The 24,612-nt window shown below is 64.9% G+C and carries 44 protein-coding genes; 1 reads left to right on the forward strand and 43 read right to left on the reverse strand.

Annotated elements, in window-relative coordinates; genetic code table 11:
* Nucleotides 1-8: 8 nt before the first annotated feature.
* The 20 genes from FHW84_RS13860 to FHW84_RS13955 form a co-directional block, all read right to left on the reverse strand.
* Entirely contained in the window at nt 9-554 is a 546-nt protein-coding gene (locus tag FHW84_RS13860) for a DUF6631 family protein (protein WP_167256470.1), read from the reverse strand.
* Nucleotides 555-557: 3 nt separating this feature from the next.
* Nucleotides 558-1,322, reverse strand: a complete 765-nt coding sequence (locus FHW84_RS13865; protein ID WP_167256471.1) for a hypothetical protein — start codon at nt 1,320-1,322, stop codon at nt 558-560.
* Between the two features lie 3 nt (nt 1,323-1,325).
* The gene (locus FHW84_RS13870) at nt 1,326-1,514 is read right to left on the reverse strand and encodes a hypothetical protein (RefSeq protein ID WP_167256473.1); all 189 of its coding nucleotides are present in this window, start codon (nt 1,512-1,514) and stop codon (nt 1,326-1,328) included.
* A gap of 2 nt (nt 1,515-1,516) precedes the next feature.
* Nucleotides 1,517-1,984: a hypothetical protein gene (locus FHW84_RS13875; RefSeq protein ID WP_167256475.1), complete on the reverse strand. Its 468-nt coding sequence runs from the start codon at nt 1,982-1,984 to the stop codon at nt 1,517-1,519.
* Entirely contained in the window at nt 1,981-2,493 is a 513-nt protein-coding gene (locus FHW84_RS13880) for a DUF1320 domain-containing protein (protein ID WP_167256477.1), read from the reverse strand. The genes FHW84_RS13875 and FHW84_RS13880 overlap by 4 nt, the downstream gene beginning before the upstream one ends.
* 82 nt (nt 2,494-2,575) lie before the next feature.
* Nucleotides 2,576-2,839 (reverse strand): HI1506-related protein, encoded by a 264-nt coding sequence (locus FHW84_RS13885; protein ID WP_167256479.1) that lies wholly within the window; start codon nt 2,837-2,839, stop codon nt 2,576-2,578.
* 76 nt (nt 2,840-2,915) lie between these two features.
* Nucleotides 2,916-3,812, reverse strand: a complete 897-nt coding sequence (locus FHW84_RS13890; RefSeq protein WP_167256481.1) for a Mu-like prophage major head subunit gpT family protein — start codon at nt 3,810-3,812, stop codon at nt 2,916-2,918.
* Between the two features lie 78 nt (nt 3,813-3,890).
* Entirely contained in the window at nt 3,891-4,295 is a 405-nt protein-coding gene (locus tag FHW84_RS13895; RefSeq protein WP_167256483.1) for a hypothetical protein, read from the reverse strand.
* 65 nt (nt 4,296-4,360) lie between these two features.
* Nucleotides 4,361-5,476, reverse strand: coding sequence for a phage protease (locus FHW84_RS13900; protein WP_167256485.1), 1,116 nt, complete (start codon nt 5,474-5,476; stop codon nt 4,361-4,363).
* Between the two features lie 256 nt (nt 5,477-5,732).
* Nucleotides 5,733-6,311 carry a phage virion morphogenesis protein gene (locus FHW84_RS13905; protein WP_167256487.1) on the reverse strand — a complete coding sequence of 193 codons (579 nt, stop codon included), beginning with the start codon at nt 6,309-6,311 and terminating at the stop codon, nt 5,733-5,735.
* Nucleotides 6,312-6,315: 4 nt separating this feature from the next.
* Complete coding sequence (locus FHW84_RS13910) at nt 6,316-6,798, reverse strand: hypothetical protein (RefSeq protein ID WP_167256489.1); 483 nt, start codon at nt 6,796-6,798, stop codon at nt 6,316-6,318.
* Between the two features lie 99 nt (nt 6,799-6,897).
* Nucleotides 6,898-8,178 carry a phage minor head protein gene (locus tag FHW84_RS13915; protein WP_167256491.1) on the reverse strand — a complete coding sequence of 427 codons (1,281 nt, stop codon included), beginning with the start codon at nt 8,176-8,178 and terminating at the stop codon, nt 6,898-6,900.
* A gap of 22 nt (nt 8,179-8,200) precedes the next feature.
* Complete coding sequence (locus FHW84_RS13920) at nt 8,201-9,778, reverse strand: DUF935 domain-containing protein (RefSeq protein ID WP_167256493.1); 1,578 nt, start codon at nt 9,776-9,778, stop codon at nt 8,201-8,203.
* The gene (locus FHW84_RS13925) at nt 9,772-11,394 is read right to left on the reverse strand and encodes a hypothetical protein (protein WP_167256495.1); all 1,623 of its coding nucleotides are present in this window, start codon (nt 11,392-11,394) and stop codon (nt 9,772-9,774) included. The genes FHW84_RS13920 and FHW84_RS13925 overlap by 7 nt, the downstream gene beginning before the upstream one ends.
* Nucleotides 11,391-11,915 (reverse strand): phage protein Gp27 family protein, encoded by a 525-nt coding sequence (locus FHW84_RS13930; protein WP_243868119.1) that lies wholly within the window; start codon nt 11,913-11,915, stop codon nt 11,391-11,393. The genes FHW84_RS13925 and FHW84_RS13930 overlap by 4 nt, the downstream gene beginning before the upstream one ends.
* Before the next feature lie 31 nt (nt 11,916-11,946).
* Nucleotides 11,947-12,258: an ArsR family transcriptional regulator gene (locus FHW84_RS13935; protein WP_167256499.1), complete on the reverse strand. Its 312-nt coding sequence runs from the start codon at nt 12,256-12,258 to the stop codon at nt 11,947-11,949.
* Nucleotides 12,259-12,561 (reverse strand): DUF2730 family protein, encoded by a 303-nt coding sequence (locus tag FHW84_RS13940; protein WP_167256501.1) that lies wholly within the window; start codon nt 12,559-12,561, stop codon nt 12,259-12,261. It lies immediately after the preceding gene.
* Entirely contained in the window at nt 12,558-12,797 is a 240-nt protein-coding gene (locus FHW84_RS13945) for a hypothetical protein (protein ID WP_167256503.1), read from the reverse strand. The genes FHW84_RS13940 and FHW84_RS13945 overlap by 4 nt, the downstream gene beginning before the upstream one ends.
* A complete protein-coding gene (locus tag FHW84_RS13950) occupies nt 12,794-13,021 on the reverse strand; it encodes a hypothetical protein (protein ID WP_167256505.1) in 228 nt (75 codons plus the stop codon). Before FHW84_RS13950 ends, FHW84_RS13945 begins: the two co-directional genes overlap by 4 nt.
* Nucleotides 13,018-13,335 (reverse strand): hypothetical protein, encoded by a 318-nt coding sequence (locus FHW84_RS13955; protein WP_167256507.1) that lies wholly within the window; start codon nt 13,333-13,335, stop codon nt 13,018-13,020. Before FHW84_RS13955 ends, FHW84_RS13950 begins: the two co-directional genes overlap by 4 nt.
* On the opposite strand from FHW84_RS13955, the gene FHW84_RS13960 reads away from it, so the two are divergent.
* Nucleotides 13,304-13,696: a hypothetical protein gene (locus tag FHW84_RS13960; protein ID WP_167256509.1), complete on the forward strand. Its 393-nt coding sequence runs from the start codon at nt 13,304-13,306 to the stop codon at nt 13,694-13,696. The two genes, FHW84_RS13955 and FHW84_RS13960, sit on opposite strands and share 32 nt — an antisense overlap.
* Here FHW84_RS13960 and FHW84_RS13965 read toward each other — a convergent pair.
* The 23 genes from FHW84_RS13965 to FHW84_RS14070 all read right to left on the reverse strand — a co-directional run bounded on the left by FHW84_RS13965 (nt 13,654) and on the right by FHW84_RS14070 (nt 24,558).
* A complete protein-coding gene (locus FHW84_RS13965) occupies nt 13,654-14,421 on the reverse strand; it encodes a transglycosylase SLT domain-containing protein (protein ID WP_167256511.1) in 768 nt (255 codons plus the stop codon). The two genes, FHW84_RS13960 and FHW84_RS13965, sit on opposite strands and share 43 nt — an antisense overlap.
* Nucleotides 14,418-14,744: a putative holin gene (locus FHW84_RS13970; RefSeq protein ID WP_167256513.1), complete on the reverse strand. Its 327-nt coding sequence runs from the start codon at nt 14,742-14,744 to the stop codon at nt 14,418-14,420. Before FHW84_RS13970 ends, FHW84_RS13965 begins: the two co-directional genes overlap by 4 nt.
* 215 nt (nt 14,745-14,959) lie before the next feature.
* Nucleotides 14,960-15,370 (reverse strand): Mor transcription activator family protein, encoded by a 411-nt coding sequence (locus FHW84_RS13975; RefSeq protein ID WP_167256515.1) that lies wholly within the window; start codon nt 15,368-15,370, stop codon nt 14,960-14,962.
* Nucleotides 15,354-15,962 (reverse strand): hypothetical protein, encoded by a 609-nt coding sequence (locus tag FHW84_RS13980; protein ID WP_167256517.1) that lies wholly within the window; start codon nt 15,960-15,962, stop codon nt 15,354-15,356. Before FHW84_RS13980 ends, FHW84_RS13975 begins: the two co-directional genes overlap by 17 nt.
* Nucleotides 15,963-15,965: 3 nt before the next feature.
* Nucleotides 15,966-16,208 (reverse strand): hypothetical protein, encoded by a 243-nt coding sequence (locus FHW84_RS13985; protein ID WP_167256519.1) that lies wholly within the window; start codon nt 16,206-16,208, stop codon nt 15,966-15,968.
* A complete protein-coding gene (locus FHW84_RS13990) occupies nt 16,208-16,402 on the reverse strand; it encodes a hypothetical protein (RefSeq protein WP_167256521.1) in 195 nt (64 codons plus the stop codon). The genes FHW84_RS13985 and FHW84_RS13990 overlap by 1 nt, the downstream gene beginning before the upstream one ends.
* Nucleotides 16,402-16,839, reverse strand: a complete 438-nt coding sequence (locus FHW84_RS13995) for a regulatory protein GemA (protein WP_167256523.1) — start codon at nt 16,837-16,839, stop codon at nt 16,402-16,404. Before FHW84_RS13995 ends, FHW84_RS13990 begins: the two co-directional genes overlap by 1 nt.
* Before the next feature lie 8 nt (nt 16,840-16,847).
* A complete protein-coding gene (locus tag FHW84_RS14000) occupies nt 16,848-17,063 on the reverse strand; it encodes a hypothetical protein (RefSeq protein ID WP_167256525.1) in 216 nt (71 codons plus the stop codon).
* Nucleotides 17,060-17,491, reverse strand: coding sequence for a hypothetical protein (locus tag FHW84_RS14005; RefSeq protein ID WP_167256527.1), 432 nt, complete (start codon nt 17,489-17,491; stop codon nt 17,060-17,062). Before FHW84_RS14005 ends, FHW84_RS14000 begins: the two co-directional genes overlap by 4 nt.
* Nucleotides 17,488-17,694 carry a hypothetical protein gene (locus FHW84_RS14010; protein WP_167256529.1) on the reverse strand — a complete coding sequence of 69 codons (207 nt, stop codon included), beginning with the start codon at nt 17,692-17,694 and terminating at the stop codon, nt 17,488-17,490. Before FHW84_RS14010 ends, FHW84_RS14005 begins: the two co-directional genes overlap by 4 nt.
* A 1-nt stretch (nt 17,695) precedes the next feature.
* The gene (locus FHW84_RS14015) at nt 17,696-18,310 is read right to left on the reverse strand and encodes a DUF3164 family protein (RefSeq protein ID WP_167256531.1); all 615 of its coding nucleotides are present in this window, start codon (nt 18,308-18,310) and stop codon (nt 17,696-17,698) included.
* A 9-nt stretch (nt 18,311-18,319) separates the two neighbouring features.
* Nucleotides 18,320-18,454, reverse strand: a complete 135-nt coding sequence (locus FHW84_RS23400; RefSeq protein ID WP_279589741.1) for a hypothetical protein — start codon at nt 18,452-18,454, stop codon at nt 18,320-18,322.
* Nucleotides 18,451-18,684: a hypothetical protein gene (locus FHW84_RS14020; protein WP_167256533.1), complete on the reverse strand. Its 234-nt coding sequence runs from the start codon at nt 18,682-18,684 to the stop codon at nt 18,451-18,453. Before FHW84_RS14020 ends, FHW84_RS23400 begins: the two co-directional genes overlap by 4 nt.
* Nucleotides 18,681-19,289 (reverse strand): hypothetical protein, encoded by a 609-nt coding sequence (locus FHW84_RS14025; RefSeq protein WP_167256535.1) that lies wholly within the window; start codon nt 19,287-19,289, stop codon nt 18,681-18,683. Before FHW84_RS14025 ends, FHW84_RS14020 begins: the two co-directional genes overlap by 4 nt.
* Entirely contained in the window at nt 19,286-19,522 is a 237-nt protein-coding gene (locus tag FHW84_RS14030) for a hypothetical protein (protein WP_167256537.1), read from the reverse strand. The genes FHW84_RS14025 and FHW84_RS14030 overlap by 4 nt, the downstream gene beginning before the upstream one ends.
* Before the next feature lie 2 nt (nt 19,523-19,524).
* The gene (locus tag FHW84_RS14035) at nt 19,525-19,845 is read right to left on the reverse strand and encodes a hypothetical protein (RefSeq protein ID WP_167256539.1); all 321 of its coding nucleotides are present in this window, start codon (nt 19,843-19,845) and stop codon (nt 19,525-19,527) included.
* The gene (locus tag FHW84_RS14040) at nt 19,842-20,213 is read right to left on the reverse strand and encodes a hypothetical protein (RefSeq protein ID WP_167256541.1); all 372 of its coding nucleotides are present in this window, start codon (nt 20,211-20,213) and stop codon (nt 19,842-19,844) included. Before FHW84_RS14040 ends, FHW84_RS14035 begins: the two co-directional genes overlap by 4 nt.
* 3 nt (nt 20,214-20,216) lie before the next feature.
* Complete coding sequence (locus FHW84_RS14045) at nt 20,217-20,417, reverse strand: hypothetical protein (RefSeq protein WP_167256543.1); 201 nt, start codon at nt 20,415-20,417, stop codon at nt 20,217-20,219.
* A gap of 50 nt (nt 20,418-20,467) precedes the next feature.
* A complete protein-coding gene (locus FHW84_RS14050) occupies nt 20,468-21,430 on the reverse strand; it encodes an AAA family ATPase (protein ID WP_167256545.1) in 963 nt (320 codons plus the stop codon).
* A 77-nt stretch (nt 21,431-21,507) separates the two neighbouring features.
* Nucleotides 21,508-23,460 carry a transposase domain-containing protein gene (locus tag FHW84_RS14055; RefSeq protein WP_167256547.1) on the reverse strand — a complete coding sequence of 651 codons (1,953 nt, stop codon included), beginning with the start codon at nt 23,458-23,460 and terminating at the stop codon, nt 21,508-21,510.
* Nucleotides 23,460-23,912 (reverse strand): hypothetical protein, encoded by a 453-nt coding sequence (locus tag FHW84_RS14060; protein ID WP_167256549.1) that lies wholly within the window; start codon nt 23,910-23,912, stop codon nt 23,460-23,462. Before FHW84_RS14060 ends, FHW84_RS14055 begins: the two co-directional genes overlap by 1 nt.
* Nucleotides 23,909-24,199 (reverse strand): hypothetical protein, encoded by a 291-nt coding sequence (locus FHW84_RS14065; protein WP_167256551.1) that lies wholly within the window; start codon nt 24,197-24,199, stop codon nt 23,909-23,911. Before FHW84_RS14065 ends, FHW84_RS14060 begins: the two co-directional genes overlap by 4 nt.
* A gap of 2 nt (nt 24,200-24,201) precedes the next feature.
* Nucleotides 24,202-24,558 carry a helix-turn-helix transcriptional regulator gene (locus tag FHW84_RS14070; RefSeq protein ID WP_167256553.1) on the reverse strand — a complete coding sequence of 119 codons (357 nt, stop codon included), beginning with the start codon at nt 24,556-24,558 and terminating at the stop codon, nt 24,202-24,204.
* Between the last annotated feature and the right edge of the window lie 54 nt (nt 24,559-24,612).

The following is a 24,612-nucleotide window of genomic DNA, read 5'->3' on the forward strand; positions in this document are numbered from 1 at the left end:
GTACTGCCCTAGTCGCTGCGGGTCGCCGAATCCCGCGTCGGTGAGGGCGGCATAGACGTCGCCCCAGCGAGGTCCTTTTTGCTCGCTTCCTCGATCGCGCGCTCCAGCGTCGCCCGCCGCGCCCTCTCGGCCGCTCTGCGAACGACCGACCGGACGAAAAAAAGGCCGTTGACCCCCCACCAGGTATGGATCAGAACGTCGCCGTCAGCGTCGTTCAACGATCTGACCCAGGCCATGTCTTCCGGTGTGGCGTCGGTGCCGGGTTCGGCGATGCTCTGCGCCATCGCACGTTCGACCAGCTTTGCGTGATCGCCGAGCACGTCCAGGATCTCGTCGACCAGCGTTTCTTTGGTGACGAACATACGATCCAGGTCTTCGGTGAAGGGCTTCATGAAGCCCCGAACCCCCAGGCCCTCGATGAATCCATACTCGCGCACGGTGACGTCGCGACCGCCGATCGATATCGAGCGATCGGGATGAATAGTCGAGAGATCATCGGCGCCGCTCTTGGGCGGCGCCTTGTTGTGTTCATCCTTCCGCAACTTCCTGGCCATGCGTTAGGTCTCCGACGGAAGCTCAATGCGACCGAAGCCACCCATGTTCGAGTCGGCCGCGTTGGTGCTGTCGTAGAGCACGGCCCCCGACAGCTGCAGCGTGCCGAGCGAGTCGGTGATCAGGTCGAGCGTGTCCGTCGGATTGAAGCTGCAGCGGAACAGGCGCACGCGCACGCGGCTGTCGTCGACGGTATTAATGCCGTCGAGCACCAGGTAGCGCTCCGGCGTCGGGCCGGTGAACGCCGGCAAGCGGACCTCCGCCGCGTGCGTGTACGCGTTCTTGAACGGCTGCGTGTAAGGCGTCGGCGTGCCCACGGACAGCAGGCGCCACAGTCCACCCGCGAGCGACTCCTCGGCGTAGTCCACGTCCTTGACGAGCGTTTTCGGCGTGGCTGAGCTGTCGGTAATCGTCAGCGCGCTGACATCCTTGTGGTCCAGAGCGATCACGTCACCGACGACCAGGCCGGTGGGGGTCGGTTCGGCAGTCACCGAACCAGATGTGACGTCGACCGGAGTTGCCGACAGGGCAATGCCGAGGTTGAGCTTGGAGAAGTAGTTCAGCGTGAGGCTGAACTCGGCCTTGCGTGCCTTGATCAGGCGGACGCTCGTCAGGCGCGAGCCGCTGTAGCTCTCCTGGCGCTCGTCGGTATCCACCGAGAGCTTCACCTGCAGCTGGCTGGCATCACCCACCCACGCAAGCGCCAGCGGCTTGCCATCGGTGCCGCGCTGAGCGAGGTAGATCTTTCCCTGGAAGCTGAAGTCTTTCATGGCTTACTTCTCCTCGGCGATCTTGCCGCCCTTGGTGGTGGCCGCCGGCGGATCGACGATGCCGTTCTCTTCCAGCCAGGACTTGTCGTGCTCCTGCACATCGATCTCCGTTCCGGGCGGGAGCCTCGCGCCGGCATGCGTGTGCTCCTTCTTGAGGGTGACCTTGAAGGTCTTCACGTTGGTGTCCTGCATAGCTATCGAGCCTCCGGGCCGATGATGGTTTGCGTCTTCCACACGTCGCACCACAGTGCGATCGAGTCGTCGTATTGGAGGAGATCGCCGCGATCAATCTGCAGCGGCCGCGCTCCGGGCACATCCGGCACCCATCCTTGCAAGCACGAACGGGCGGCATGGATCAGATCCACGATCTCCCCGGCGAGCTGTCCGCCGGCCTGCTCGCGGTAGTTGCGTCCCGCCAACACCACCCCGAATGTGGCCAGCCCCTTCTGGGTCACCGCCACCTGGGAACCGCGAGGGGCATGACCAGTTGCGTTGTCCTGAAACTGTTCCTGAGCGAGCAGCACATAGGCGCATGGCGTCGGGAAGTCGCGCAGGTTCTTCACGGCCGCGTAGTCAGCCGCGACGCCGACCAAGCGCAAGGTTTTGCCCAGCGTCTTGAGCCTGGCGGCCACGGTGCGCACGTCGAAGGGAGCGAAGGTCACAGGCAGTCCCTGAGGCTCTTGCGTCGGAAGGGATTGCCATCGCTGACGAACTGCACATCGTTGTCCTGCGGGTCGGTCAACACTGGATCGTCTGCGCCCAGGCTGAACTGGCCTGTCGCCGCGAGCTGCAGGAGCTTCTGCGCATCGCGGTAGTCGCGGACGATGGGGTCGTTCTGCTCCATTGAGTGCCGGTCTTTGTGCAACAGGTAGCGAGTGATCGCCCTCGACCAGTTGGTCACCACGGGATACACGCGGGTAAGCGGCACCGGATAGCGCTTGGCCAGGTACCCATCGATGATGCCGTCGGCTTCGCCGATCGCTTCGACGATGCGCGCCAGGGCGTCGTCCGCGATGGCGATGTCTTCGGGCGTCCACGCGCTGCGGTCCAAACCGCGCAGCGTGGCATCCATGAGCGTGTCGTCCACGATCGCGTCCCGCTCGCGCGTTGCCACCTGGGCCAGCTCGCGGGCGGCGGGTCGTTCGGCGAGTTGTGCGGTGGTGACGTACATGCGTTCTCTCGATGGTGCGGCGGTGGCCGGGCGCTCCCGGCCACCCCGCATCGCGCCGTGCGGCGCTCTCGCTCCTTTCGAATTACTTCGCCGCGGGGTCCTTCGCGGGCTTGACCGGGGGCTTCTTGGCGGTCTTGGTCAGTTGCGGCTTGCCACCGCCCTCGGCGGCACCGGCGGGATTGCCGTCCTCGTCGACGCGATAGACGACCAGCAGCGGCTCGTCGTTGATCGCCTGCAGCTGGCCATCGGTGAGGTCGTCGGTGTCGACAGGGACGCCCTCCCGGGTGAACGTGATGCCGGCACGGCGGAAGCTTTCGCGCATGGACTTCACAATGAACTTGGGCACAGCGGGTTCTCCTGGTGAAGGATGGGCGACGGCTAGTCACCGCCGCCCATCACGTTGCGTCAGATCGCCGAATGGGTCAGACGAGCCACTCGGAATCGATGGTGTTCACGATGCCCTTCATGACGTTGTCGGCGCCGTTGGCCAGCGTGGTCGCGTTGACCAGCTTGTCGGCCGCGATCTTCATGCTCGGGCGGACCACCAGGAGGTTGGGGCGAATGCCCAGGGGCCGGCCGTTGTCGCCCTTCTGCTCGCGCATCGCGGTGTACGCCGCCGTCAGGTGTGCTTCATCGAGCGGCTGGTTGCTTGCGTAGGCCATCTGCCAGAAGCCGTAGCCGACGTTGCGGCGCGCATCGACGCCGTAGACGTACTCGGCACGATCGAACACGTTGTCGTCGGTCTCGGCGGTCTTGGACACGAAATTGGCCGCCTTGCGGTCCTGGTAGATGACCGGCTTCAGCGCGCGAGAGGTATCGAGCAGATACCAGTAGGGACCGCTGCCGCCGGAGTCGACGTTGGGCACGGACCCGACCGTGCCGTCGGCATTGGTGACCGGGTGATCGGTGTCGAAGAAGTACTGACCGTCGTAGCACGGCTGGTTGATGCCGCTCTTGAGCAGGCCGAACACCAACTCGTCCGGGTGCGCCGCCGTCGAGCGACCCATCTCCTGCATCATCGGCGCGAAGATGCCGTACTGGTCATCCTCGATCGCGGCGCGCGGCACGCTCACGGTCAGCTCGAACGGCTTGTTCTTAATCGTATAGCCGTGCGCTTTCACGCCGTTGATGACGCGGTCGCCCACCCACTCGCGCATGCCCGGGAAGTTGCCGAGCCAGCCGTATTCCTCGCTGCCGGTGCTCGACGGCACGACGGTCGCGATCTTCAGGTACTGCGACTGCGCTTGCGTCAGGCCGCCCTGGAACGCCGCTTTGAAGGCGATGAAAATGGTCTTCAGATTGCCCGCATTGATGAACATTGGTGGTTCCTCTCGAATGGATGTGCAGCCAGCTTCAGCAGCTCGACACGGTTAACGGTGTGGGTGACGGGCAGCGGGCTAGAACTCGACCCACACGCCGGCGGCGTCGACGCCGCGGATGACGCCGGCCTTCGAGCGCGTGGTCGAGCCATCCGTCTTGGCGACGGTCTGGTTGTCGACCAGGTAGCAGGTGGCGCCGTAGTCGGTGTTGGCGATGGCATCGGCCGACGCACTGTTGGCCAGGCGGAAACAGCCGCGGCTGATCGGCACCTGCTGGTCGCCGGCCGCACCGGCACTGTTGTCGATGGTCGCCTCGGCGACGCCGAGGGCGATCTTGCCGGTGGCGGTGGTGGCCGGCTCCGCATAGCCGCTTGCGTTGAGCACCACGATGGTGCCGGCCAGGATCTTCACGGCCGCCGCCGGGAAGGATAGTTCGCGCGCGGCGCGACGCGGGGTATTGCGTTCGACGGTGGTAGCGGACATCGGTGGATTCCTCGTTGACTGGAGCGTCTTGGCTCAGGCGGCTGCGGCCGCGCGGTGATCAGGGATCAGGCTTTCGCAGCGGCGAAGTCCTTCGGATCGATGCCGGTGGCCGAGCAGACCGCCAGCTCTTCCTCGGTGAGGTTGTTGTCCTTGTCCGCCACCGGCGCGCGACGATTGGCGGTCTGCGTCGCCGTGAGGGCGACGATGGGCTGGGCGGTGTCGAGGTAGGCCGTCAGCGCGGCCAGGTCGCTCTTGCCCAGGTTGCGCGCCCATTCCGCCTGGCCCTTGAGCAGGCGGCCGTCGGCCAGGCCCTTCTCGACCAGCTTCTCGACGTCGTCGCCCTGCACCTTGGCGGAAAGCACGGCCAGGTCCTTCTTCAGGTCTTCGACCACGGAGACCGGCACGAACTTGGCCGGGTCGGGCTGGGCGGCGGTGGCGGCCGTATCGGCCTTGGTCTTGAGCGCCGTGCAGGCCGTGACCAGAACGTCCTCGGTGACATTCGCTTCCACGCCCAGCGCCTTGCGCACCTTCGCCAGCGGGTCCGCTTCCAGGCGCGCAGTCAGCGCAGCGACGGCGTCCTCTTCGGTCGCGTTGGCATTCAGCGCGAGCAGGGCGATGGCCGTCGCGAGCAACGACTTCTTCATGGTGGTTTCCTCAGTGTCGAGTTGGATGCCGAAAGTGGCTGCGGCTCGGAGCGCGAGGGGCTCCATGCCGTCGATGGCGGGGTTGTTCGTGATGGCCGCCATCTGGATGTCCAGCACGTCGCCGGTGCGGCGATCGAAGCTGAAGACGGGGGAGACGTACCGATATTCCTTGGCGGCGATGGCATCACCGGCGCGCGCCGTCAGCTCGACGGTGCCCCATAGGCCGGAGCCTTCTCGCCATTCCAGGCCCTTGATCCAGCCTGCTGCGGGAGCGGGCTGGCCATTCTTCTCCGCGAGGAGAGTCTGATGCTCATAGTCGAGCACCCTGTCGTTGCGGCGCGCGGTAAAGTTGCTGATCACCTTTGCGGCGACCGCCTGGTCGATATGCCAGTGGCCGGACGGCAAGTCGCGGCCGTCCCAGGGCTTGAAGTCGCCGGTGGGCGTCAGCTGCAGGCTGACCAGGTTGGAGCCATCCGCGGGAGCGGTCAGCTCGAAGGTGCACGCGGCAAGCGCGATGGAGATCGGGGAACGGGCCATGCGGCCAGTCTCGGTGTCGAGACGGTGTACATGGATGCGACATGCGTCGCTGCTCCCGGGGCCGAGGAGTCGTGGCCGAGGGCGCCAGATCCGGGGGTGTTTCCAGCCTACGCCGGGTCGACGGACGCCGGCAACCGACCCGAATCCCATTTGAGGGCATTTAAAACCCGTTTGAGAGCGCCGACCGCCCCCGAGGACATACCGTTGCCGCCCCCAGGGGCGCCGGAGGCGCCCACAGGCGCGATCTGAGAGGGGGTCAGCCGACGGCCGCGGCCAGATGGTCCAGGGTGAGCTGGACGATCTCGTTGGCATCCTGCTCGCTGACTCCGAGCCAGGGGCGCGCCGGCATCTTGATCGTGTAGGCCGGCAGGGTCACCCACTGCGCGAAGTTGGACTTGCGCTTGTTGACGAAGTGCGGGCTTACCTCGCCGTTGCGTTCGTGGAAGTACGCCTGCTGCGACCTGGCGGCGATGTGAATCTCACCGCCTTGCTGATGGATCGCGCCGTAGGGCGCATTGGTGCCGACATAGAGCGTGGTGCCATCCACCTGGTGGGTGAACTGGTCACCGATCATGTGGTTGTCGAATTTCAGCTTGGGCACACCCGGCCGCTGGCGCTCCTTCCATTTTGCGTACCGTGGCGATAGCGCCGCCCAGGGCGTCCCATCCGGGGATACCTGCGCTGCCGCGCGATCGCGCGTGGAGCGCACCAAGTACTCGCCGATATCGGATAGCAGGAGCGCCTGGCCCTCCGTATCCAGTGCACGCGCAGCATTGTTGAGCGCGGTGCTTACGCGCTCGATGTCCAGGTCGTACTCGATGCGTGCGCCGCCCATGCCCTTACCAGGCCTTCCAGATTGGCGCATTGACCTGCGGGGCAAGCCTGTACAGGCCTCTTAGAAACTCGCCCCGATCAGCAATAACACGATCCATCGCAGCACCCATTTTCTCGCGATCGGTGGGCGAGGTTGCGTTCAAGTCCGCAACAGACTTGCTGCAGTTCAGGAGCAACGGATAGACCTCGGGGAAGTAAAGCGATGTGAGTGTATTGATGCGCAAAACGTCGTCGCCAACCATTGACCCTATTTTCTGCAACAACTCGTCCATCTGCTTTGCCGACACGCCGCTGTCAAAGATTTTGTCGAAGTTTCTCCGGATCTCCTGAGCCACATGGATACTCTTGATCGTAGCGACGCAAACCTCCTCCAACTTGTTGCGCCGAATCTGTCGTTCAGACTGGCAGAAGTTGAAGAGCGTTGTTGCGCTGGCGGAAACGAGACCGCTCGTTAGGATTGTCAGCAGCCCTTTGACTAGGTCATTCATTGGCCATTCCCCTGTAGGCCGGCGCGGCCCGGCGGCCCTAGCATCCTGCCTGGCTCGGCAGATTCCAAGGGGGCCGGCAACAGGCGCGACGCCGACATATCAGTCCAATGATCCCTGGACAAGCAACAGCGATCCCGCGGCAACCTGTGCGCGGATATCGGTCATCGTGCCGATCGAGGCGGCGCGGAACGTATTGGCCAGATTCGGTGTGCCCGACCCCTTGGGCCGATAGGTAACCGACACGACCAGGCTGTTACCGTTGCTGCTGGGGGCAACATAGATCAACGCGTTGGTGGCCAGATCAAGCAGCACTGCCTTTGGCGCCGACAGAATGTTCGGAAGGTGGGCCAGATCCTCGGGCGCTACGCGCGTCTCACCACCACCAGATGCGCCATCGGCGCCCCGTCCCAGGGTACGTAACACTTCAGCGTCCTTTGCCATGATCGACGACGCCGCTGGCTCCGCGTTGACCTTGGCCATCTGCATCACCGTGTTCACATCGAGCATGCCGACAGGTACCGCCAGGCCACGGGCGCGCCCTTCATTGACGACCTGGGTCTGCCAGGCGCGATAGCCATCGTCGAGCGCCTGCCGTGCCCGCGGTAGCGCCATGACCGGCTCCAGGGCCTTGGCGCCGATCGGCGCCGGCAACTGCGCAGCCTTCGCCACGGTGTTCTGCCCGAGCTGCTCGAAGGCGCTGCGACCTGGTGCATAGCCGAAGCCAGGATCAACACCGGCTGGCGTTTGCACCGTCATCGGTGACGGCCCCTGCTTGCCGACGATGACGTCCTGCATGTCATCGTCAGGTGCGGCGTCCGGCGCTTCCTTGCCGAGCCGCTTCAAGTCACGCGCATTCAGAGCCTCGACAGTGCACTGGCAACCCCAGCCATTCGGCGGGTAATGCGTGTCCCACCAGGGATCGTCCGCCACAAGCACCAGGCCGTTCCAGGCGAGATGCTGAGGACGCGGGTGTTGCACGCTGTCGCTATGGCGATATCGCCAGTACGGCCGCACCTTCTTCAGCGCCTGCAGCTGTGCATAGCGGCCGGCGGCGTAGCTGGCGCGAAGGTTGGTCTCGAAGATCACGCGCGTGCGCCAGTTGCGACCGCCCGTGTAGTCCCAGCCGTATTTCGCAACGATCCCGTCGAAGTCCTTCCGGAACTGTTCCAGCCCCGTGCCACTGGAGATCGCCTTGTCGACGGCATCACGAAGGTCGACGAGCAGATCGATGCGATTGGCGCCGGCCACCATGAAGGCGTGGTCATGCTCCTCCTGCCACACATCCGTCCACCGGTCGGTCGTGACGTTGCCCTTGCGGCGGAAAAACGCGATCTGCTCCTGGAAAGGAAGCGACGCATAGGCGACTGCTGCATCGGCCATCAGTGGTCACCCGCGACGCAGATCATGCACCACCCGCTTCCCGCAGGATCTCGTAGTGTCCAGCCAGTGCGGCGGCGGCCAAGCCGACGCGCATCGCCGCGGCATAGTCGTCCAGGCTCAGATCTGGCAGCAGCGCGAACAAGCCATCGCGGAGCTGCTCCAGGGACTCGGCCTGGCTGGCCAGGTCGCGGATCTGACCCACCCACCCGGCGAGCGCCGGAGAGACGGCCTGGTCGAGCTGCCCCGTCATCTTCGCAGGTGGGTCCTGGGGCTGGTTGCTCATCTGCGCACTCGCCGCTGCCACGTCCGCTACTGGCAGGCCGAGAGGCCGTGCCGGCGCCGGGGCCTGAAGCAGATCTGTCTCGTCCGTTTCCGGCTCCGGGATGCCGACTCGCTCCTGTGCCCACTGCCGCGAGATCTTCATGCCCATACTGACGAACGTCGGCAACGCCGCCGAGTAGGTCTCGATGTCCCCCGTCTCTTCTACAGGGAAGAACATCCGAGGTGAGCGGCGCAGGCTGTCCGTCAAGCCGTTGAACAGCGCGATGGGATAGATCAGGTCGCGCGTCAGCGTAGCGGCCACCTGCTTGGCATCGCCGTTGCGGATGTCCTTGCGCACCTCGTTGTGGACGTTGCCTAACGCATTGGTGCTGCTCTTCCCGTCGGCCTGGCTGGTCAGGGTTCCGCCGAGGATCATTTTCGACTGCGTGCGTTCGCACCAGTCGATCATCGCCTGGTACGCCTTGGGGTCGCCCGTGGCGGCATCCAGGAACTCCAGTTCCATGCCCGCCGGAATGATGCCGGCGGCATTGTGCCCCAGCTCGGACAGCGCACGCAGCAGCGTGAGCTTGTCTTCCTTGCTGCTGCCGGGCGGGTATTTGCCCAGGCGCATCGGGATGCCATAGATCTCCAGGAACTCGGCCAGATCGCCTACGGCATAGTTCTTGAAGAGGTAGGGCCACACCAGCACGCGGAACAACGATGCGCGCGCCAGCAGCCCGCTCTTGGCTTTATGGATATGCCTGATCCATCCGAACGGCTGGAGCGGTTCACCATCGGCGGTTCCATCGCGCAGTCGGATCTCTTCGCGATAGCCGCGGTAGATCTGGAACCAGGATTGCGGTCGGTGCGTCACGCTTGCGGGTAGCCAGAAACCCTCGACCTGGTGCCACTCGATTTCGAGGTTGGTGTACCCCTTGCCGATGGCGTCGGTGGTGTCGAACAGCAGCTCGTCGAACCCAGGGATTTCGGCAAGCAGTTCCTTCAGCTGCTTGGCGGCGGCCTTCTCCTTCGGAAAAGGACTGGACGGCGGCACGATGTCCCAGGGCAGCTCGATCACCGCACCGCGACGCTTGAGCATTTCGCTGGCCAGGTGGCCATCACGCTCTTCCATGTCCTCGAACAGCTCGGACTGCGCGACCAAGCTGCCCTGTTCCGCGTCGACCAGAATCGCCGCCAGGCGCGAAGGCGTCAGGCCGCGGCTGGGATGGCCCTGCCATTCGTTGCGCAGCTGCTCGGTGCGGCTGGTCTGCGGCTCTTTCAGGTCAGCAAGGGCGAAGGGCTGGCCGTCCGGCCCCACAATCCGCGTGGTCGTTACCATGCCTTCGGCTCCGGTGCTTCTAGATCAGAAAAATCATCAGTGGCATGCATACGCATGCCGTCGGTGCGAACGTTGTCGAAGCCGCGAGAATTCTTCGGTGCAGCCTCGAACTCGATCGGCGCCGACAGGTTCCGGCTGGCGAAGTGCATGAGCGCGACCGATATCGCGGCATCGCCGTGACGCTGTCCGCCGTCCTTGCCCGTGGTGCGCTGGTCAGGCACCCGGGCAACACCGTTGACCAGCTTGACCATGCGCAGATCCGCCGCGACGTCTTTATCGCGCGGCACCTCGACGGTCCCATCCTGGAAGGCGGCTTTCAGTGGCGGCATTTCCTCGCGATACCAGGTCTCCGTCAGCATCACCAGCTCAATGCGCGTGTACCCGTATCGCTGTGCCAGGAACTCCGCGACCGCGCTGCCGTTGCCACGCGCGTCGACGGCGCCCTTGGCGAAGTTGGGGAGGCGGTCGCACACGAAGAACAGAATCTGCTCCTGCTGGCGATGCGGCATGTTGCGCAGCTCCAGCATGAACGGGACTCGGCGCGTCAGATCCTGTTGGATCTGCGCGGGGGTGATGACGGTCTGGTCACCGGTGCGACCGAAGTCTTCGCCCATGACGCTCTGCAGGCGGGGATCGAGCTGGGCGAGCAGCGGTGCCACTTCGCGCTCCAGCCACTGCTGGATGACGCCATAGCGGTAGGTATCCGGTTCCTTCTCGAAGCCCGGCTCGCATGTGTAGCGTAGGACCGGTGCGTCGATCATGCGCGCTTCGATGAGTACCCCAGACAGCCAGGTGCCTGATCCCGTCGACGGGATGACATCCAGCTCTTCCGTGGCCGCGTCACCGTAGGTCTTACGGATGGCCGCTTTCCAAGCCTCCTCGGTTTCAGGCGACCACGCCTTGCCCTGGCGCAAACACACGCGCTCGTAGAGACCCTCCGCACAGGCATCCTCGAAGGTGATGCGATGGATGCTGCCTGAGCGCTTGCCGGCGCGGATGTCTTCGATCAGCTGGTTGAAGGGATTGTCAGTGCCGTCGTGTGTGGAAATGACGCGAACCTTGCCGCCCCACATCAACAGTGCGATCGCCGCCTTGAGCAGCTCGTCCAGTTGCCCGTGGAAGGCAGCTTCGTCGATCACCACCACGCCTTGCTTGCCACGCAGGTTCGCTGGCCGGCTGGATAGCGCCACGATGCGGAAGCCCGAAGCGAAGCGGATCGTGTAGGTTTTGATCGACTTCTCTTCCTTGCCATCCTCGAACAGTTCCTCGCCTTCCTCGATCTGGCCGGCCGCCTGGTTGAAGATGCGCGCCCACATGGCGCAGGCCTCGATGTACTCGATGGCCATGTCCATGTTGTAGCCGATGTAATACACATTCATGCCGCCCGCCGCGCGATCGGCACCGGCGATCAGCACGTCGTCACCAGCCTCCGCCCACGTCAGGCCGGTGCGGCGGCTCTTCTCCGCCACCTTGAAGTCGGATTGATCGGCGACCCAGCGCTGCTGGTACGGCATGAACGCAGCCGGCACAGCACTATCCACCGTGCTGGGCAGATCCGCGCGCAGCTGCTCGGTCAGCGTGCTAGCCGGCGGCCGCTTGGCGATTACTTCGGTCATGCGATGCCCAGGATCTGCTTGCGGATCGTTTCGGCGGTGGAAGCCGACATGCCGCCGGTCTTGACCACGTCCTTGAGCTTCTCTTCCTGTTCCTGCTGCAGCTGCTCCCGGGCGATCCGGGCGATCTCCTGCCGCTCGGCCAGGCTCATCTTCCGGCTTTGCATGGTGACGTGCGCCGCCCGGGCGAGCTGGCCGATCTCTTTGATCGACACTTCCTCCTCGGCACCGGTGGCCTTGAGCGCGGCATGGGTGGCGAGGGTGGTGACAGCCTCGACGAGCAGCTGGCCGGCCCGGTCGTTCGGGTCTTCACCCAGCTCAGCAACCAGCGCGGTGCCGGCGGCCTTGATGTCACGCATCCGGCCGGCCAGTTCGTCGAACTGCTGGCTGTACCGGCCGAGGGCGCTGCGACTCGGCGCCTGCGCATCCGGGAAACGTTCGCGCAACTGGCCCAGCATCTCGTCCAGGGTGTAGCGGTCCTCGCGCAGCAGCTTCTCCAGGAAGGCGCGCTCGTCCGCCGGCATGCGTTTGATGCTCGATGCGCGGGGCATGGCGTCAACGCGGACTCGGGCGGTTGACGCCGGGCACCGTGGCGTTGCCCACGGCCACGTCGTTGCCGCGCCCGGTAAGTTCGCAGATATACAGCGACGGCGCCTCCGGCACCGGCGTGATCTGCAGCAGGCTCTGATCGCGCAGCCAGTGGATGTCGGTGGCCACATCATCGCGACTGGCAGCGATGGCAAGGTGGTGGAGGCCCGCATGGATGTTCGAGCTGTTCATGCGATACCCGGGCTGCTCAGAGAGCAGGCGCAGGATGACCAGACGGCGATCTTCCCGCACGCGTTCGGCAAAGGACTTGGTGGACATTCAGTCGTTCTCCAGCAGGTGTTCCTGGATCGTGCGCAGCATCTGCGCGACGGTGGTCATCTGGCCGGATAACCCGGCCGTGGTCTCGACGACTTCAGACAGATCACCGCGCAGCTCGGTGAAGTCGCGATGCGTGGGCAAGTTGTCGACGCGTGCCTCCAGCTTCGTAAGGCGCTGTTCGAGCTGGTGCGCATCGTTTGCCTGGCGGCCGACGCGGGCGCCAATCACCAGCAGGCCAACCAGATTGATGAGCAGGAGGACGATGATGATCGCCGCGACGACGGCGAAAACTGGCTCGTTCATCGATACCCCCGCATGCGATGCTCGTGATCTCGTGCGCATTGCGCGCAGCGGCTGGTCTTGCGGGCTAGGACCTTCAGCCGCTCCGGCTCAATGGCTTCGTCGCAATCGATGCACATTGCTTCGGCGCCGTCTTCCCGCGGCGCGAAGCTGGCCGCGATGCGTTCGAGCTGCAGGCGCAACGCCATGTCTCTGTCTCTTTGCTCGATCTCTTGTGCGCGCTCGATATCGTCGGTCAACGCCTTGCTCCGGTTTGCTTCTTGTCCGAGCCAGGCTCGATGCCCAGGCCGTGCTGCCACATCAGGCGGGTCAGTCGATCGGCAATCGACGCCTTGACGTTGGCGTGTGTCGTCGCGGCAGCACGCTCGATGCCCTTGAGCTTGCCGGCGACGGTCAATTGCTCCCAACCCTCGCGCCGCACTTCTCTAATCAGTGCGTCCACATCCTTCTCGAAGGGCGTCATGGTGTCGGCCCCGCGCTGGTCTTCGCTGCCGCCGCGCGATCGGTGTTCGCTTCGCGCACCTTGCCTCGCCACTCCTCGATCCAAACCAGACCATCAAGCACGCACCAGGCGGGCTTCCCTTGGTAGCTGCAGTTCTTCGGCGGCGGTAACGGCTCGACGATCGGCTGCGTCAGCGTCCGATCGAGCGGCCGGTATGCCGGCACCGGTACCTCAATGACCGCTGCTGGGCGGGTCGTTTGCTGGTGAGAACAGGCGATCAGCAATAGCGGGACAGATAGGCAGATGACGAAGATCAGCGCATTCAGGGCTTTCACGGGCGGCCGTCCTCAGCGCTTCACTGCGCTGTTGGGTGAGCATGGAGAGGTCGTTCAATGCGGCGTCGCGCTGTTGGAGCGCGAGGGATGCAATCTGACGGGCGTGATCGAGGTCGGCCTTCTGCTGCTCCAGGCGCCGCTGCACATCGGTCAGGGCGTCGCGGGCGGCCTTGGCATCACCGTTCGCATTCGTCGCCTCGCCCTTGGCGGTGCCGATCGCTTCCGCACTGATTCGAGATTCATGCGCGACACCCAGGCCGAAGCCCGCAGCGCCAACGGCGAGCAGCAAGAGCGCGCTTCCGATGATGGTTCCGACCTTCATGCGCATGCCGCCTTGCCCGTCCAGCCCGCGGTGATATAGGCCGGTTCAAGCACAGTGAGGATGCGCTGCACGTAGGTGCGGTTCTCCCTCCATGCTCCCGGCGATCGCGCGCGCATGTTGGCGACGTGGCCGAACCAGCGGCCGGGGTCGCGCCCGGCCCGGCTGGCCAGGAGCTGCTCCGCGTGCAGGCGACCTTCGCCGCCGTTGTATGCACTAAGGGCGAATGACCAGGTGCTGCAGGTGCCGTTGCCGGGATTGCGGTCGGCTAACCAGCGGTCATAGATGGCCGCTGCGAGCGCCGCCTGCTGCGGGTCCCAGGGATCGAACCCTCCCAGCTTGTCCGGGAACTTGTCGGCGATCCATTTGCTCGTTGCCGGCATGAACTGCGTCAGCCCTTCCGCGCCGACCGGGCTACGCGCCTTGGCGTTCCAGCTCGATTCGGCGTGGATCTGCGCAGCCAGGCGCGCAGGAGAGCCGTCGACGCCCCATTCCTCAGTCACGGCCTGCTCGACCCAGCGCCGATACATTGCGCTGGCCTCGGGGATGCGTACGGCTGCCGGTGCCGGCGTCGCAGCCTTCTGCGGCGACGCGGTGGCAGTCAGGCTGAGCACCAGCACGCCGATCACCACCAGCACCGGGCCGAGCCGGCCGCGCCAGGTGCGCTGCACGCCACCCGGCCCGATGCACCACTCGCCGCGGCCGCAGGTCAGATCAGTCAGCGTCCAGACCAGGCCGATCAGCACCAGCAGCGCGCCGCCGATCACGGCATCAGTCCCGCGGCGACGATGCAGGCCGCCATCAGCATGTTGCGCCTAGTCTGCGCCATCGACTTCTCCAGGCCATCGAGCTGACTGGGGCGTTCGTCGGGAAACGCAGCTCGGTCGTAGCAGTAGCCCAGCACGGCGGCGAGGCTCAGCTTGCTGACGATCCACAGGTAGCTGCCGAACTTCGCGGGGTTGAACACCACCGCGATGACGACCAGCAGGGCAAGCGAAATCAGCGCCCACACCGCCATGCGACCGAAGCCGTTCGCGGCCGCCAGGAAGCCCTGGAAAACCACATTCAAACGCTCTTTGATTCCTGACATGCCTGCGCTCCTAGATAAGAGGTGCCGGCGGGCTGCAGGGGAGTACAGCCCGCCGGCGGTTGTGCGCGCTCCAGGGGGAGGGAAAGCGCGCTACGCGGTCAGGCTACGGATGCATGGCATGGCGATGGATGCGACATCTGTCGCTGCAAATAGAAAGCCCCGCTCGGTGGCGGGGCTTCGGAAAGACGTTACGGCAGCCGGCGGTGCGCGTGCAACTAGAACAGGCTGGCCTGCCGCTTGCGAATCTCGATTGAGCGCTGTTCGGCGTAGACCCGCTGGACGTGGCGCACGGTATATCCGAACCGCTCGGCCAACTCTTCGACGTTGCGTCCGTTGTGAAGCAGATAGATCTGGCGCGCGATCAACGCCTGTTGCAAGCGATCACCGCGCGGCAGGTAGATCGGTCGACCACCGAAGTCATGGGCGAGCAGCGCTACGACCTTCTGCGCCTCACCGACAGCCGCGTCGTCATCACGGCCGTTGCGCCGATAGAAGTCGGCCAGGTGATCGACCAGGCCGGCCAGCGTCGCCGCCCACTTCTCGGTGGGCAGATCCAGGTCGCCGATGTGATCGGCGAGCAGCGCGCCGTCGATTTCGCCCAGGGGCAGTTCAGTCTGATCGTTCACGGTCGCCTCCAAACTTCAGATAGGCTGCAGCGCGCTTCTCGTCATACTCCGCGTCGCTCAACTGGCCATAGCTGTGCAACTGGTCGAGGTAGGCCAACTCGTTTTGAAGGGGGTCTTCGCGTGGCTGCGGCGGACTGACGCCGGTGCCGCGCGACGGAGGACGGCCCGCCCGGGCGTCCGCTTCGCGGCGGATCTCGGCTTGCGCGCCTGCCTGCTCAGCAAGGCCAAACACCACACTGCGCAAATAGTTGTGGTTCGCGAGCGGCAGCGTGAGCGCCGAGCGTTTCTCCAGCATCTGCTCGATGCCGTTGACCCATTGCGACGTCGAACATGGACGCCGCATCCCCGCGCGGTCGTCTCGGCATACGCTTCCTTCCTTCACGAGGGCGTCCAGTTCGGCCACCAGCCTTACCGCTTTGGACAGCCGCAGGCGCTGCTTGGCAGGAGAAAAGAGCGCCAGGTACTCGATAACCGCGCGACCGAGCGCCGGCTCCATGCCGGCAAGCTGCATGCCGAAACGCTTGCCATCCGGCTCCAGGAAGCCGGCGGCAATGGGGAAAGAGTCGCTGCAGCTTGGACAGGTCAGATGCATGGGTTAGCGATAGCTGGGGAGCGCAATGCCACGCGCATGGGCGACTTCGTGCAGCTCGAAGAGCTGCGTGCGGAGGGATTCGAGCATCATCTGAGGCGTCACGCCATCGGCCTGGTGGGTGGCCAACCATTCGATGGAATGGATGGCGCCACGCGGCGCGACCTGCTGGCCGATAAGTCCGGCCGCGTCCGTCTGCTCATATCTCGCGCGCGCGGCCTTCATGTCCGGAACGTTTTCGATCTTCATCAGTCCATCCCTCCCAGCTGGGTCGGTTCGTGCTTCCGGCGCTCGTCATTAGTGCCGGCGTAATAGGCTTGCTTGAGCAGAAGGTGGACGACGCCCTGGTAGATCGGGCGAATCTTGGACACCTCGGACTGAAAGCGCGTGCGCCACAGCTGCTGCCAGCGAAGCCGCCGCTCTTCGACTTCTTCGGGGTGCATCACTTCCTCCGGTTGGCGCTGATCTGCAGGGCCGCCACGAGGCGGTGCAGCTGGTCCGCGCGCAACCACTCGACACGCTGGACTTTGAACATCCGCCTGGCAGTGCCGTGGGCGTAACTCCACGGCTTATCGATCTCGGCGAGAATTGCCGCCACTTTACTCACCATGCTGGCGATCTCGTCACGCACGGTCTGCGGCGCATCAGGCATGGCGACGGCATTGGCCATCTGCCTGTCGCCCTCTCCGGTGAGGCGCCGAAGCTCCTTTAGGACGCGCACTCGGCCGCGCTCGTCCAAGTCCGCGGAACTGGATACGCCACCGATCCGCTGCAGCAGCCCTACGTACGTTTCCCGATCCAGGCGCAGCTGCTTGTTAGCGATCACGTGGATCGCGGCGAGTTGACGTGTACGCGTAGTCGCTGGGTCGAACTTGCGCATGGCTCTTCCTACGGCGCTCCGGCGATCCACCAGGTTGCCGCGGCAGCCCAGCTCTTCCAGCCTTCCGGAAACAGCGACCGGACGGTCACCTTGCCCGGCCAGCTGTAATACACGCGCCCGTCGCGCACCATTTCGACCTCGCGCGTTTCGCCATCGACGGTGACCAGGTCGCCCGTCTGTGGGTCCACGCGCGGGTCGCGCTTGCCATCGAGGCCGGCGCTCATGCAGCGGCCTGCTCGAAGTCATTGCGAGCGGCCGGCATCATGAGCGGCCCCCATGCGTAGACACCCTTGACCCGCTCGTCGTTGGTGCTTCCGCTGATGTAGAACTCGTCAGAGCCGGCCACTTTGCGGTAGGCCATGAACGTGAGCGGCTCGTCGTCGCCCGGGTTATAGACGCTCACCATCACGTCCTGCAGCGGCCCAGGCAGGTCGGGCGTCACGTCCTGCCAACCCGGAAATTCGGCAAGGGTGAGAATCTGGTCCAGCCAGCGGCGGCGCCCATCTTCGTAGAGAAAGCACCAGCTGGCTGACTCGCCGAGGATGCCGGCAAGCGCGGACAGGCCGGAAATGATCTCCGCGGCGCGTTCTTCGTCGAAGCTGAGGACGTCGCGCCAAGCCTCGCTGGTTTTGATCTGTAGCGTAACCATCATTCGACTCCCCTATAGATGGCGTCCGCGCTCTTGTGCGCCAGCTTCAGAGCGATCGCCGTGGTGGTGGGTTCGATCGTGTGTGCATGCGCCATCGCCACGAAGAAGGCGATGGTGAAGGCAGCGATCACCCGGGCGTCGCCACCGGCGTCCGGGTTGTTGATGATCTTCTGGGCATCTTCGAAGTCGAGCGTGATCTGACCCATGTCAGACCGCCGCAATGTCGAGGCTGGTGGCCTGGTACTGGCCGTTGGCGTCACGCTGGTGGAAGCGGACGTAGCTCTTGCTGCCCACCACCTGCACGGCTTCACCGATGGCGTCCATCGCCTTCCGCCAGCGCGGGTCGGTGATGTTGAGCCGACTCAGAGCCAGCACAGACCCAGTGCGAAGCTTGCCGGCGTTGTCGACGCGGAACGCATCCTGCACCAGGGTGGCGATTTCGGGGCGCGCACCTTCGGTCCACTCGCGCAGGCACTGATCGATCAGCTCCTTTGCTGCCTGCAGTCGCTCGTCGAACTGGATGCTTTCCTGGATGGCGAGCTGCACGCGGAGCGTCCCGTCAAACGTCAGGAGCGACACGTTGCCCTTGGCACCGCCCAGCTTGACGCCGTACTGCTGTGCGCTCAGGTCGACGAAGGAATGGATGGTGTCGAATGCCTTCTGCTTGAACTTGGCCAGGACCGCCTGTACGGCCAGTGCCTCGGCATGCAGCTCGCGCACCATCTCGTCGCGCAGCAGGTCGATGTCCTTGATCTGGCTCTCGGGAACCAGGCGGCCGCGGCTGTCCTTGCGATGGCCGGGCGGAATGATGTCGGAGTTCATGGTCTTCCTTTACTGGTGGGCGGCATTGTTCGCCGCGTGGTGAATGTCGTAGAGGACGTCGCGGTACCGCTCGCCAAGCACGGGGGGCAGCTCATCGTCATCGTCGAGTTGTTCGTCGCCCCGCTGGGCGTCGATGTCCGTCATGTGCCTGGCCTCCTGAAACTAAGCTCGCTGATATCCCATGCCTCACGGACCTGGTGCTCGTTGATGCCGGCGCACAACTTGTCGTGCGCGCCCTTGGCCAGGATGGCCGCCGCCTCCTTCGCCTCCTCGCTGGTCGGTGCCACCCTGTTGCCCCACAGGTCGATGCTGACCAGCAGGAAGCGCAGGAGCGTGTTTACGGCGGTCGCCTCATTCAAGGTGGTGATGCTCATCGGGCGCTCCGCTCGAACGCAGCCAACGCCTCCCGCGACGCGCGTACGCTTTCCTGCAACCAACCGTAGAAGCGCTGGTCCACTACGGTGTCGATGTAGGCTTCGCGCGCGACCTCGGCAAGCGTGACGGCCTTGCGGAGAGCTTCCAGCGTCTGCCCGTCTTCCGCCGGGCGTTCGGCGCCCACAACGGCGGTACTTTGGGGCTTGTCCAGCGCGCGCCTTTTCTTACGGCCGTTTGGCTGCAGCACTGCGCTCAGAGCGGACTCGCCGATAGGGTTGGCCAGCGTTTCTTTCACCGCCTGGACAACCGTAGTGCTGACCACCACAGCGGCAGGCTCGGGGCTGTCACTGGCGGCGGGCGCGCCTGCAGCCTTGTCGGTGTGCTTTTGCACGGAACGCGGCGATGCGCGAAAGCCTTCGGACAGCGCGAAGCATGCCTTTCCGTCTTCGATGCACACGACGATCTCGCCGGCATGCTTGCGCTGGTGGAGGAGTTGCGACGCCGTTTGCCGGTTGGCATGCGGCAACTGCTCCATGATCTGGTCGAGGTTGAGCGGTGCCGCGGCCCTTCTCAGCAGGTCGCGCATCTGATCGGTGAGCGTCATGACATGGCCTCCGTCTTCTCGATCTTCACGATGGGATAGCGGATGTTGTGGGTCTGCTTGCCGTCGGCGGTGCGATAGATCAGACAGTCGCCGACGCGCAGCTGGGTGTGCCACAGGACGCGGCAACCGCACCACAAGCGGTTCTGGAACGGGAAGCTATCGATGACGACGCCGTCCTCATCGAGCGTCCAGCGCTCGAAGTCTTGCCCGTGATCCTCGAAGTGGATGCGCACGATCAGCCCTCCCTTTGCAGGAGCGGATGCGGCTCGCGGACGAGCCACTGCACCTGGCATCCGCGCACCGTCGTCACCATGACCAACTCGCGGTATCCACCGTTGACGCGGCGAACATGGATCGAGCCTTTGAGCCACTCGCTCGGCTCGGCGATGTCGATCACGGCGTAGTCGTAGCGCACCGTCACCTGCTCGATGGCGCAGCCGTGGTCCATCAGGTAGACGATGCACTTGGCTGCCTTCTCGACCGTCGCTTTCAGCTCGATGCTGTGATCGCGCAGGCGGAGCTTGATGTTCTCTTTGACCTGTTCCAGCGTTTTCACGGTGTGGTCTCCAGGGGCAGGCCCAGCTGCCCACGTAGGTCCGGCATGGCCACGCGCCGCATGGCGGCGATCTGCCGGAGAGATGTGTTGGCGCGATCGAGGAGGAACTGGCATTCCTCAACCAGCTCGGACTCGATCTCGGCCATGAAATAGCCGTGGGTGGGGTTGGCGCAGACGGCGTGACCAGCGATGCGGAGCGCTTCGATCATCTGACGGAGCTTCCGCTGGTCGGCAAGGCTGGTGCGGCCCGTGACGGCACGTGCCAGCTCTTCCGCCGTTCGGCCGTTGGCCCGGCCGACGCAATGCTGCAGGACGGCCAGCACCGAGTCCGGTGTCAGCTCTTTGCCGCAGAACAGATCGGCCTGCATGGGCTACACCACCACGTCGATGCCGCCGGTCCGTTCGACCGGGTGGCTGCAGCTGACCTCGGCCGCCGCCAAAGCCACCAGGCCGGCGTCGTCGAACACCACGAGCGTCTCCGCGCGGCTGTCGTACACCGCCACCAGCAGCGGATCGTTGTCCAGGTGGTAGATCACCTTGCCGCTGGACTCCGAGATCTTCCGCGCCCTCATGACGATCAGGAAGGCAGCCGGTCCCTTGATAATGTGACGAGCGATGCTGCTCATTTCGCGCCCTCCATCAGCTCAGAAGCGGCGGCGCGCACGTCCTCGCAGCACACGGCACGGCCTTCGGCGCCGGCATACATGTTGGCCAGGCGAAGCACCTTGGTGAGCGAGCGGAGGGCGCCGCCGCTGCCGGCGATCTGCAGCAGCGTGCTGTGGCATTTGGTGTCCTCAATGCCCCACGCTTTCAGGAGGGTGATGACGTCGGTCTCGGTCGGACGCTTGAGGCTCAGGCGCTTGCCAACTCGGCTGTACAGCCGATCCAGCTGCTGGGCGTTGCGCCCGCCAGCCATGCGCGCGAACACGCCGTCGTTGCCCATCAGCGCAATCGCGATGCCCGTGGAATCGTGGATGCTGCGGATGACGTCCAATGCGCCCACCGAGAGGTGCTGCGCTTCGTCGATGAGCAGCAAGCCGTTCGTGTCCTTAACGCGCTTTCCGATGGCCCTGGCCATCTGGCGCGCGCCGCCGATCGCAGCGAGGCCGAGCGCCTCGCAAATCTCCTGCAGGGCGGTCACTACGCCCGCCGTGCTCGGGTCCATCGTCGCGATCCACACGTTCGGACTGTTCTGCGAGTAGTACTCCCCGGCTTTGGTCTTGCCGATGCCAGCCAGGCCGTGGATGACGGCGATGTCACCAGCCATCTGCGCGTAGGCCAGCGTGCCGAGCACGCGCGCGGCGGTGGGCGTGTTCACGAAGGTCGGCGCCTCGGGCATCTGGTTGCCGGCGGCGCGACGGTTGGTGTCGGCTTCCAGCCAGAGCCGGATCTTCTGCTCGACGCCCTCGTTGTCGCCCTGATACTTGCCGTTCAACCACTGGTTGAACGTGGTGGCGCTGATGCCGGCCTCTTTGGAGAGGACAGCCTGGCTGAGCCGCTTATCGCGGCTCTGGACACCACGGATCTGCTCGCGCAGTTCGTTGTCGCCCTGGTAGATTGTGGAGATGGATGCGGTATCGCTCATGGTGCTCCCCTTGCAGTGGGTGGTTAGTGGGTCTTGCCGTTTCCTAGTCGCAGCGGCGCGCCAACGCCGCTGCGGCGCTAGATCTCGTTCTCTTTGCGTTGCTTGGCCTGCTGGAACATGAGCAGGTCCAGGGCGCTCGGCCCTTCGGTGCCGGTCGCGGCGAAGCGCTCCGACCTGGGTTCTGGCTTCTTGCCATGCAGACCGAATACCGGCGCGACGATTCCCGCGATTGGCGGCGTAGGTGCACTGGTCGGCGGCAACTGCGCGGCGACCTGCGCGGCATCCATCAGGCGCTCTGCATCCAGCATGGCCTTGGCTGCCTTGCGGTACTGCTTGCGGCCGCGAGAGTGTTCGCGCGCAGCATTGACGTCCGCGAAGCCCACGGCCATCGTGCATGGCGCCGACGTGATGAACGTGCCATCCAGCGCGTAGACATGCGCCTCGCCTTGCAGGTGCCACGGATCGACGCGGAGGACCACTTTGCGGCCAGCATGTTCGCTCAGTGCCTCGGCCCAGTAGCGATTGCCGGCAAGGCGCACGCTTCCGTCAAGCGCACTTGCAGTGACTGCCTCGGCCGCAAGGAGCAACAGGCGCAGCTGTTCTTCGCTTACGCGGCGGACCGCAATCTTGGCGAAGCTCTCGTCAAAGACCTGGTTGAAGCTGCGGCCGTTACATACCTTGGAGCGCCGTCCGTGGCGAGCGTTGTGCTCATGGATCTCGCTGTTGACCGTGCGTTCGAACACGTCCCACTCGATCACACGGCTGCCGTAGTTCTCGGGCTTGTTAACCACGCTGTTGCCGACGTAGGCACCCGCGAACGCCGGATGCTTGGAGATTCGCTCACAGAAGTCGAGCCAAGCGCGCTCGATAGGCTTTGCCTGACCGTGGTACGGAGTCACCCAATGGACGTTGTCCTCGCCGACTAGCGCGGTGATCAGGCCAGCCGGATCTTCCTCGCGCACCTTGAAGCGGTAGCGGGTCGGCGTGCCGCCCGTCATCCACTTGCTCGCGAACGCGCGGCCGTTGTCGAGGTACACGCTGCCCGGCACGCCGTAGTTGCGCAGCATGTCGCCGAAGCTAAGGCGCACCACGTCGCTGCTTTCGTGGTCGCATAGGCGCCACGCGAGAATCCTTCCGCTGTATAGGTCTTGCCAGCCAACGATGCACGGCCGACCCTCGCTTCCATCAGGAAAGCGCACCCGTACGTCCCAGCGATGACCATCGGCGTTGACGGCCTCCAGCGCGGTGAACATGCTGCGATCGCGCTCCTGCGCTGGATAGGAACGCATAAGAGCGTCCTCGCCCTGGCGTGCAAGAAGGCGAACGGCGCGCGGCAACTCGCGCTCGATGCGTCGCGTAAAGGTCTTGAGGCTAGGGAGCGTCCAGCCACGCGCGTTCGCGATGCGCACTAGGCGGTCGTAGCAACTGCTGGCGGTGGGCTGCTCCAGGCGGAGGTAGTCGGCCTTGAAGATCTCCCATGCCTGTGGCTCGATCTGCGCGGTGCTAGTGCGGCCGGCATAGTGAGGCACCAGCATGGCTAGCCAGTCCTTGATGTCGACGCCATCGACAGACGCTTGCCAGCGCGCGATTGACGCGGCACTGACTTCCACGCCTTCGTCGATCAGGCGATCAGCAACGACTTCGCGGGCCTGCATCAACGGCGTGCCTGCTTTGACGAGCGCGCCGACTGCCTGCAGCGCTTTCAGACGCGTGGCGGCCTTATCTTTTTGGCCCTGTTTGACGGCGTCGTAGCGTTGCCAAGCGGAGCGGATCTGCGCGTCGCCTTTGGGCGTCGCCGCTTGGCGTGGTATGACCTGGTGCGGACGCTCGCGTAGGAGTATTGCGGCCTGCGCCTGGGAGGGGAGCGCACGAAATGAGTACTGCCAGCCTTTTCCCTGCTCGCGCTGACGGCGCGCCCAGCCCTCTCGTTCACCCGCCTTATTGATTCCCCGCTCAGTGCCAGGCAGCCCGGGCAGACCCGCCAACTCGGCCGCTGTATACCAACGGTCCAATGCTGCGCCATCTGCCATCAACCGATCCTCCGCCGCAGATCCTTGAGCTGGCGCAGCCGGGCGTCAGCGGACTCTCGCTCGCTCATGAGGCGGCCGATTTCCGCGTCGAGCGTTTCGGCGCCGACGAGCAGGCGGCCGCCGTGCTTCTGGCCGTGCCATGTGGCCAGTGACGTGCTTGCGCAGACCACTTCGAGGACTGGCGAAAGCCAGAGCGGGCAGTTGAATTCCTCACGCGCCGGCGCGGTATATCCGTCCAGCATGTTCTTGGTGACGTCCTTGCCGGTAAGCCGGCTAGCGCGAGCGGCAACCTCATGGCGATCCATGCCTGCCTTGTGGGCGTCCGCGAGCATGCCGGTCAGCGACTCGCAGACCTCGGCGCGGAAATCCATCGATCCCGGCTGCCACTTCGGCGGCTGCGGGGTCTCAAACAGGTCGCCGATGCCGGCGTGGCCACGCGCGCGGCGGCTCATGGCCACTCCCTCGCGGCCACGAAGAGCGCCCGCAGTTCTTTGACCGTCGGGGAAAGCCACCCACCGGTCTCCTCACAGCAGATGTGCCGGATGTCGCCGTCGACGTAGAACACGCTCCACCGGTTCCCCGCCTTGGTGACCCGCCTGTCGCCCTTCAGGTCGCGGTCGACCTCATCAAACCGGTTGGTGAGGATGGCGCCCACCGGGAAGACCGGCCGACTGGTCGGTTGGACCTGGCGATGGATGCGGCGGCGCGGCCCGGCATGGCGGGCATAGATAGCAGTCATGTTTAACCCCCTGAGCGCTTTTGCGGATTGCGGCCAGAGCCCTGGGTGGTAGCCTTGGGAATGACCGTGATGTGGGCCGGGCGAAGTGGCTTGGAACCAGGTGTGCGGTTCGGCGTGCCATCGGCGTTGTAGCGGCTGGGCCAGATCTCCTGGGGCGGAATGCCCAGGGCGTCGGCAATGATTCGCTCCGCCTTTGGATACGCCCGACGGAGCGCATGCGCGATGGCCGTGCTGGATTCGTAGCCGTTGGCGAATGCCAGCTGCCGCATCGACCAGCCCGCCTTGCGAACGGCCGCGATGATGTCGGCCGGATGCCAGTCCTGCGGGACTGGCTTTTTCTGGGCAGCGGTTGTGCGCATGTTGTTGTAGTCCCCTCAGCGTGGTGTCTATGGCGTAGATACTAGTCACATCTG

Origin of the sequence: Dyella sp. SG562, from assembly GCF_011759495.1 — a bacterium.
Lineage (GTDB): Bacteria > Pseudomonadota > Gammaproteobacteria > Xanthomonadales > Rhodanobacteraceae > Dyella_D > Dyella_D marensis.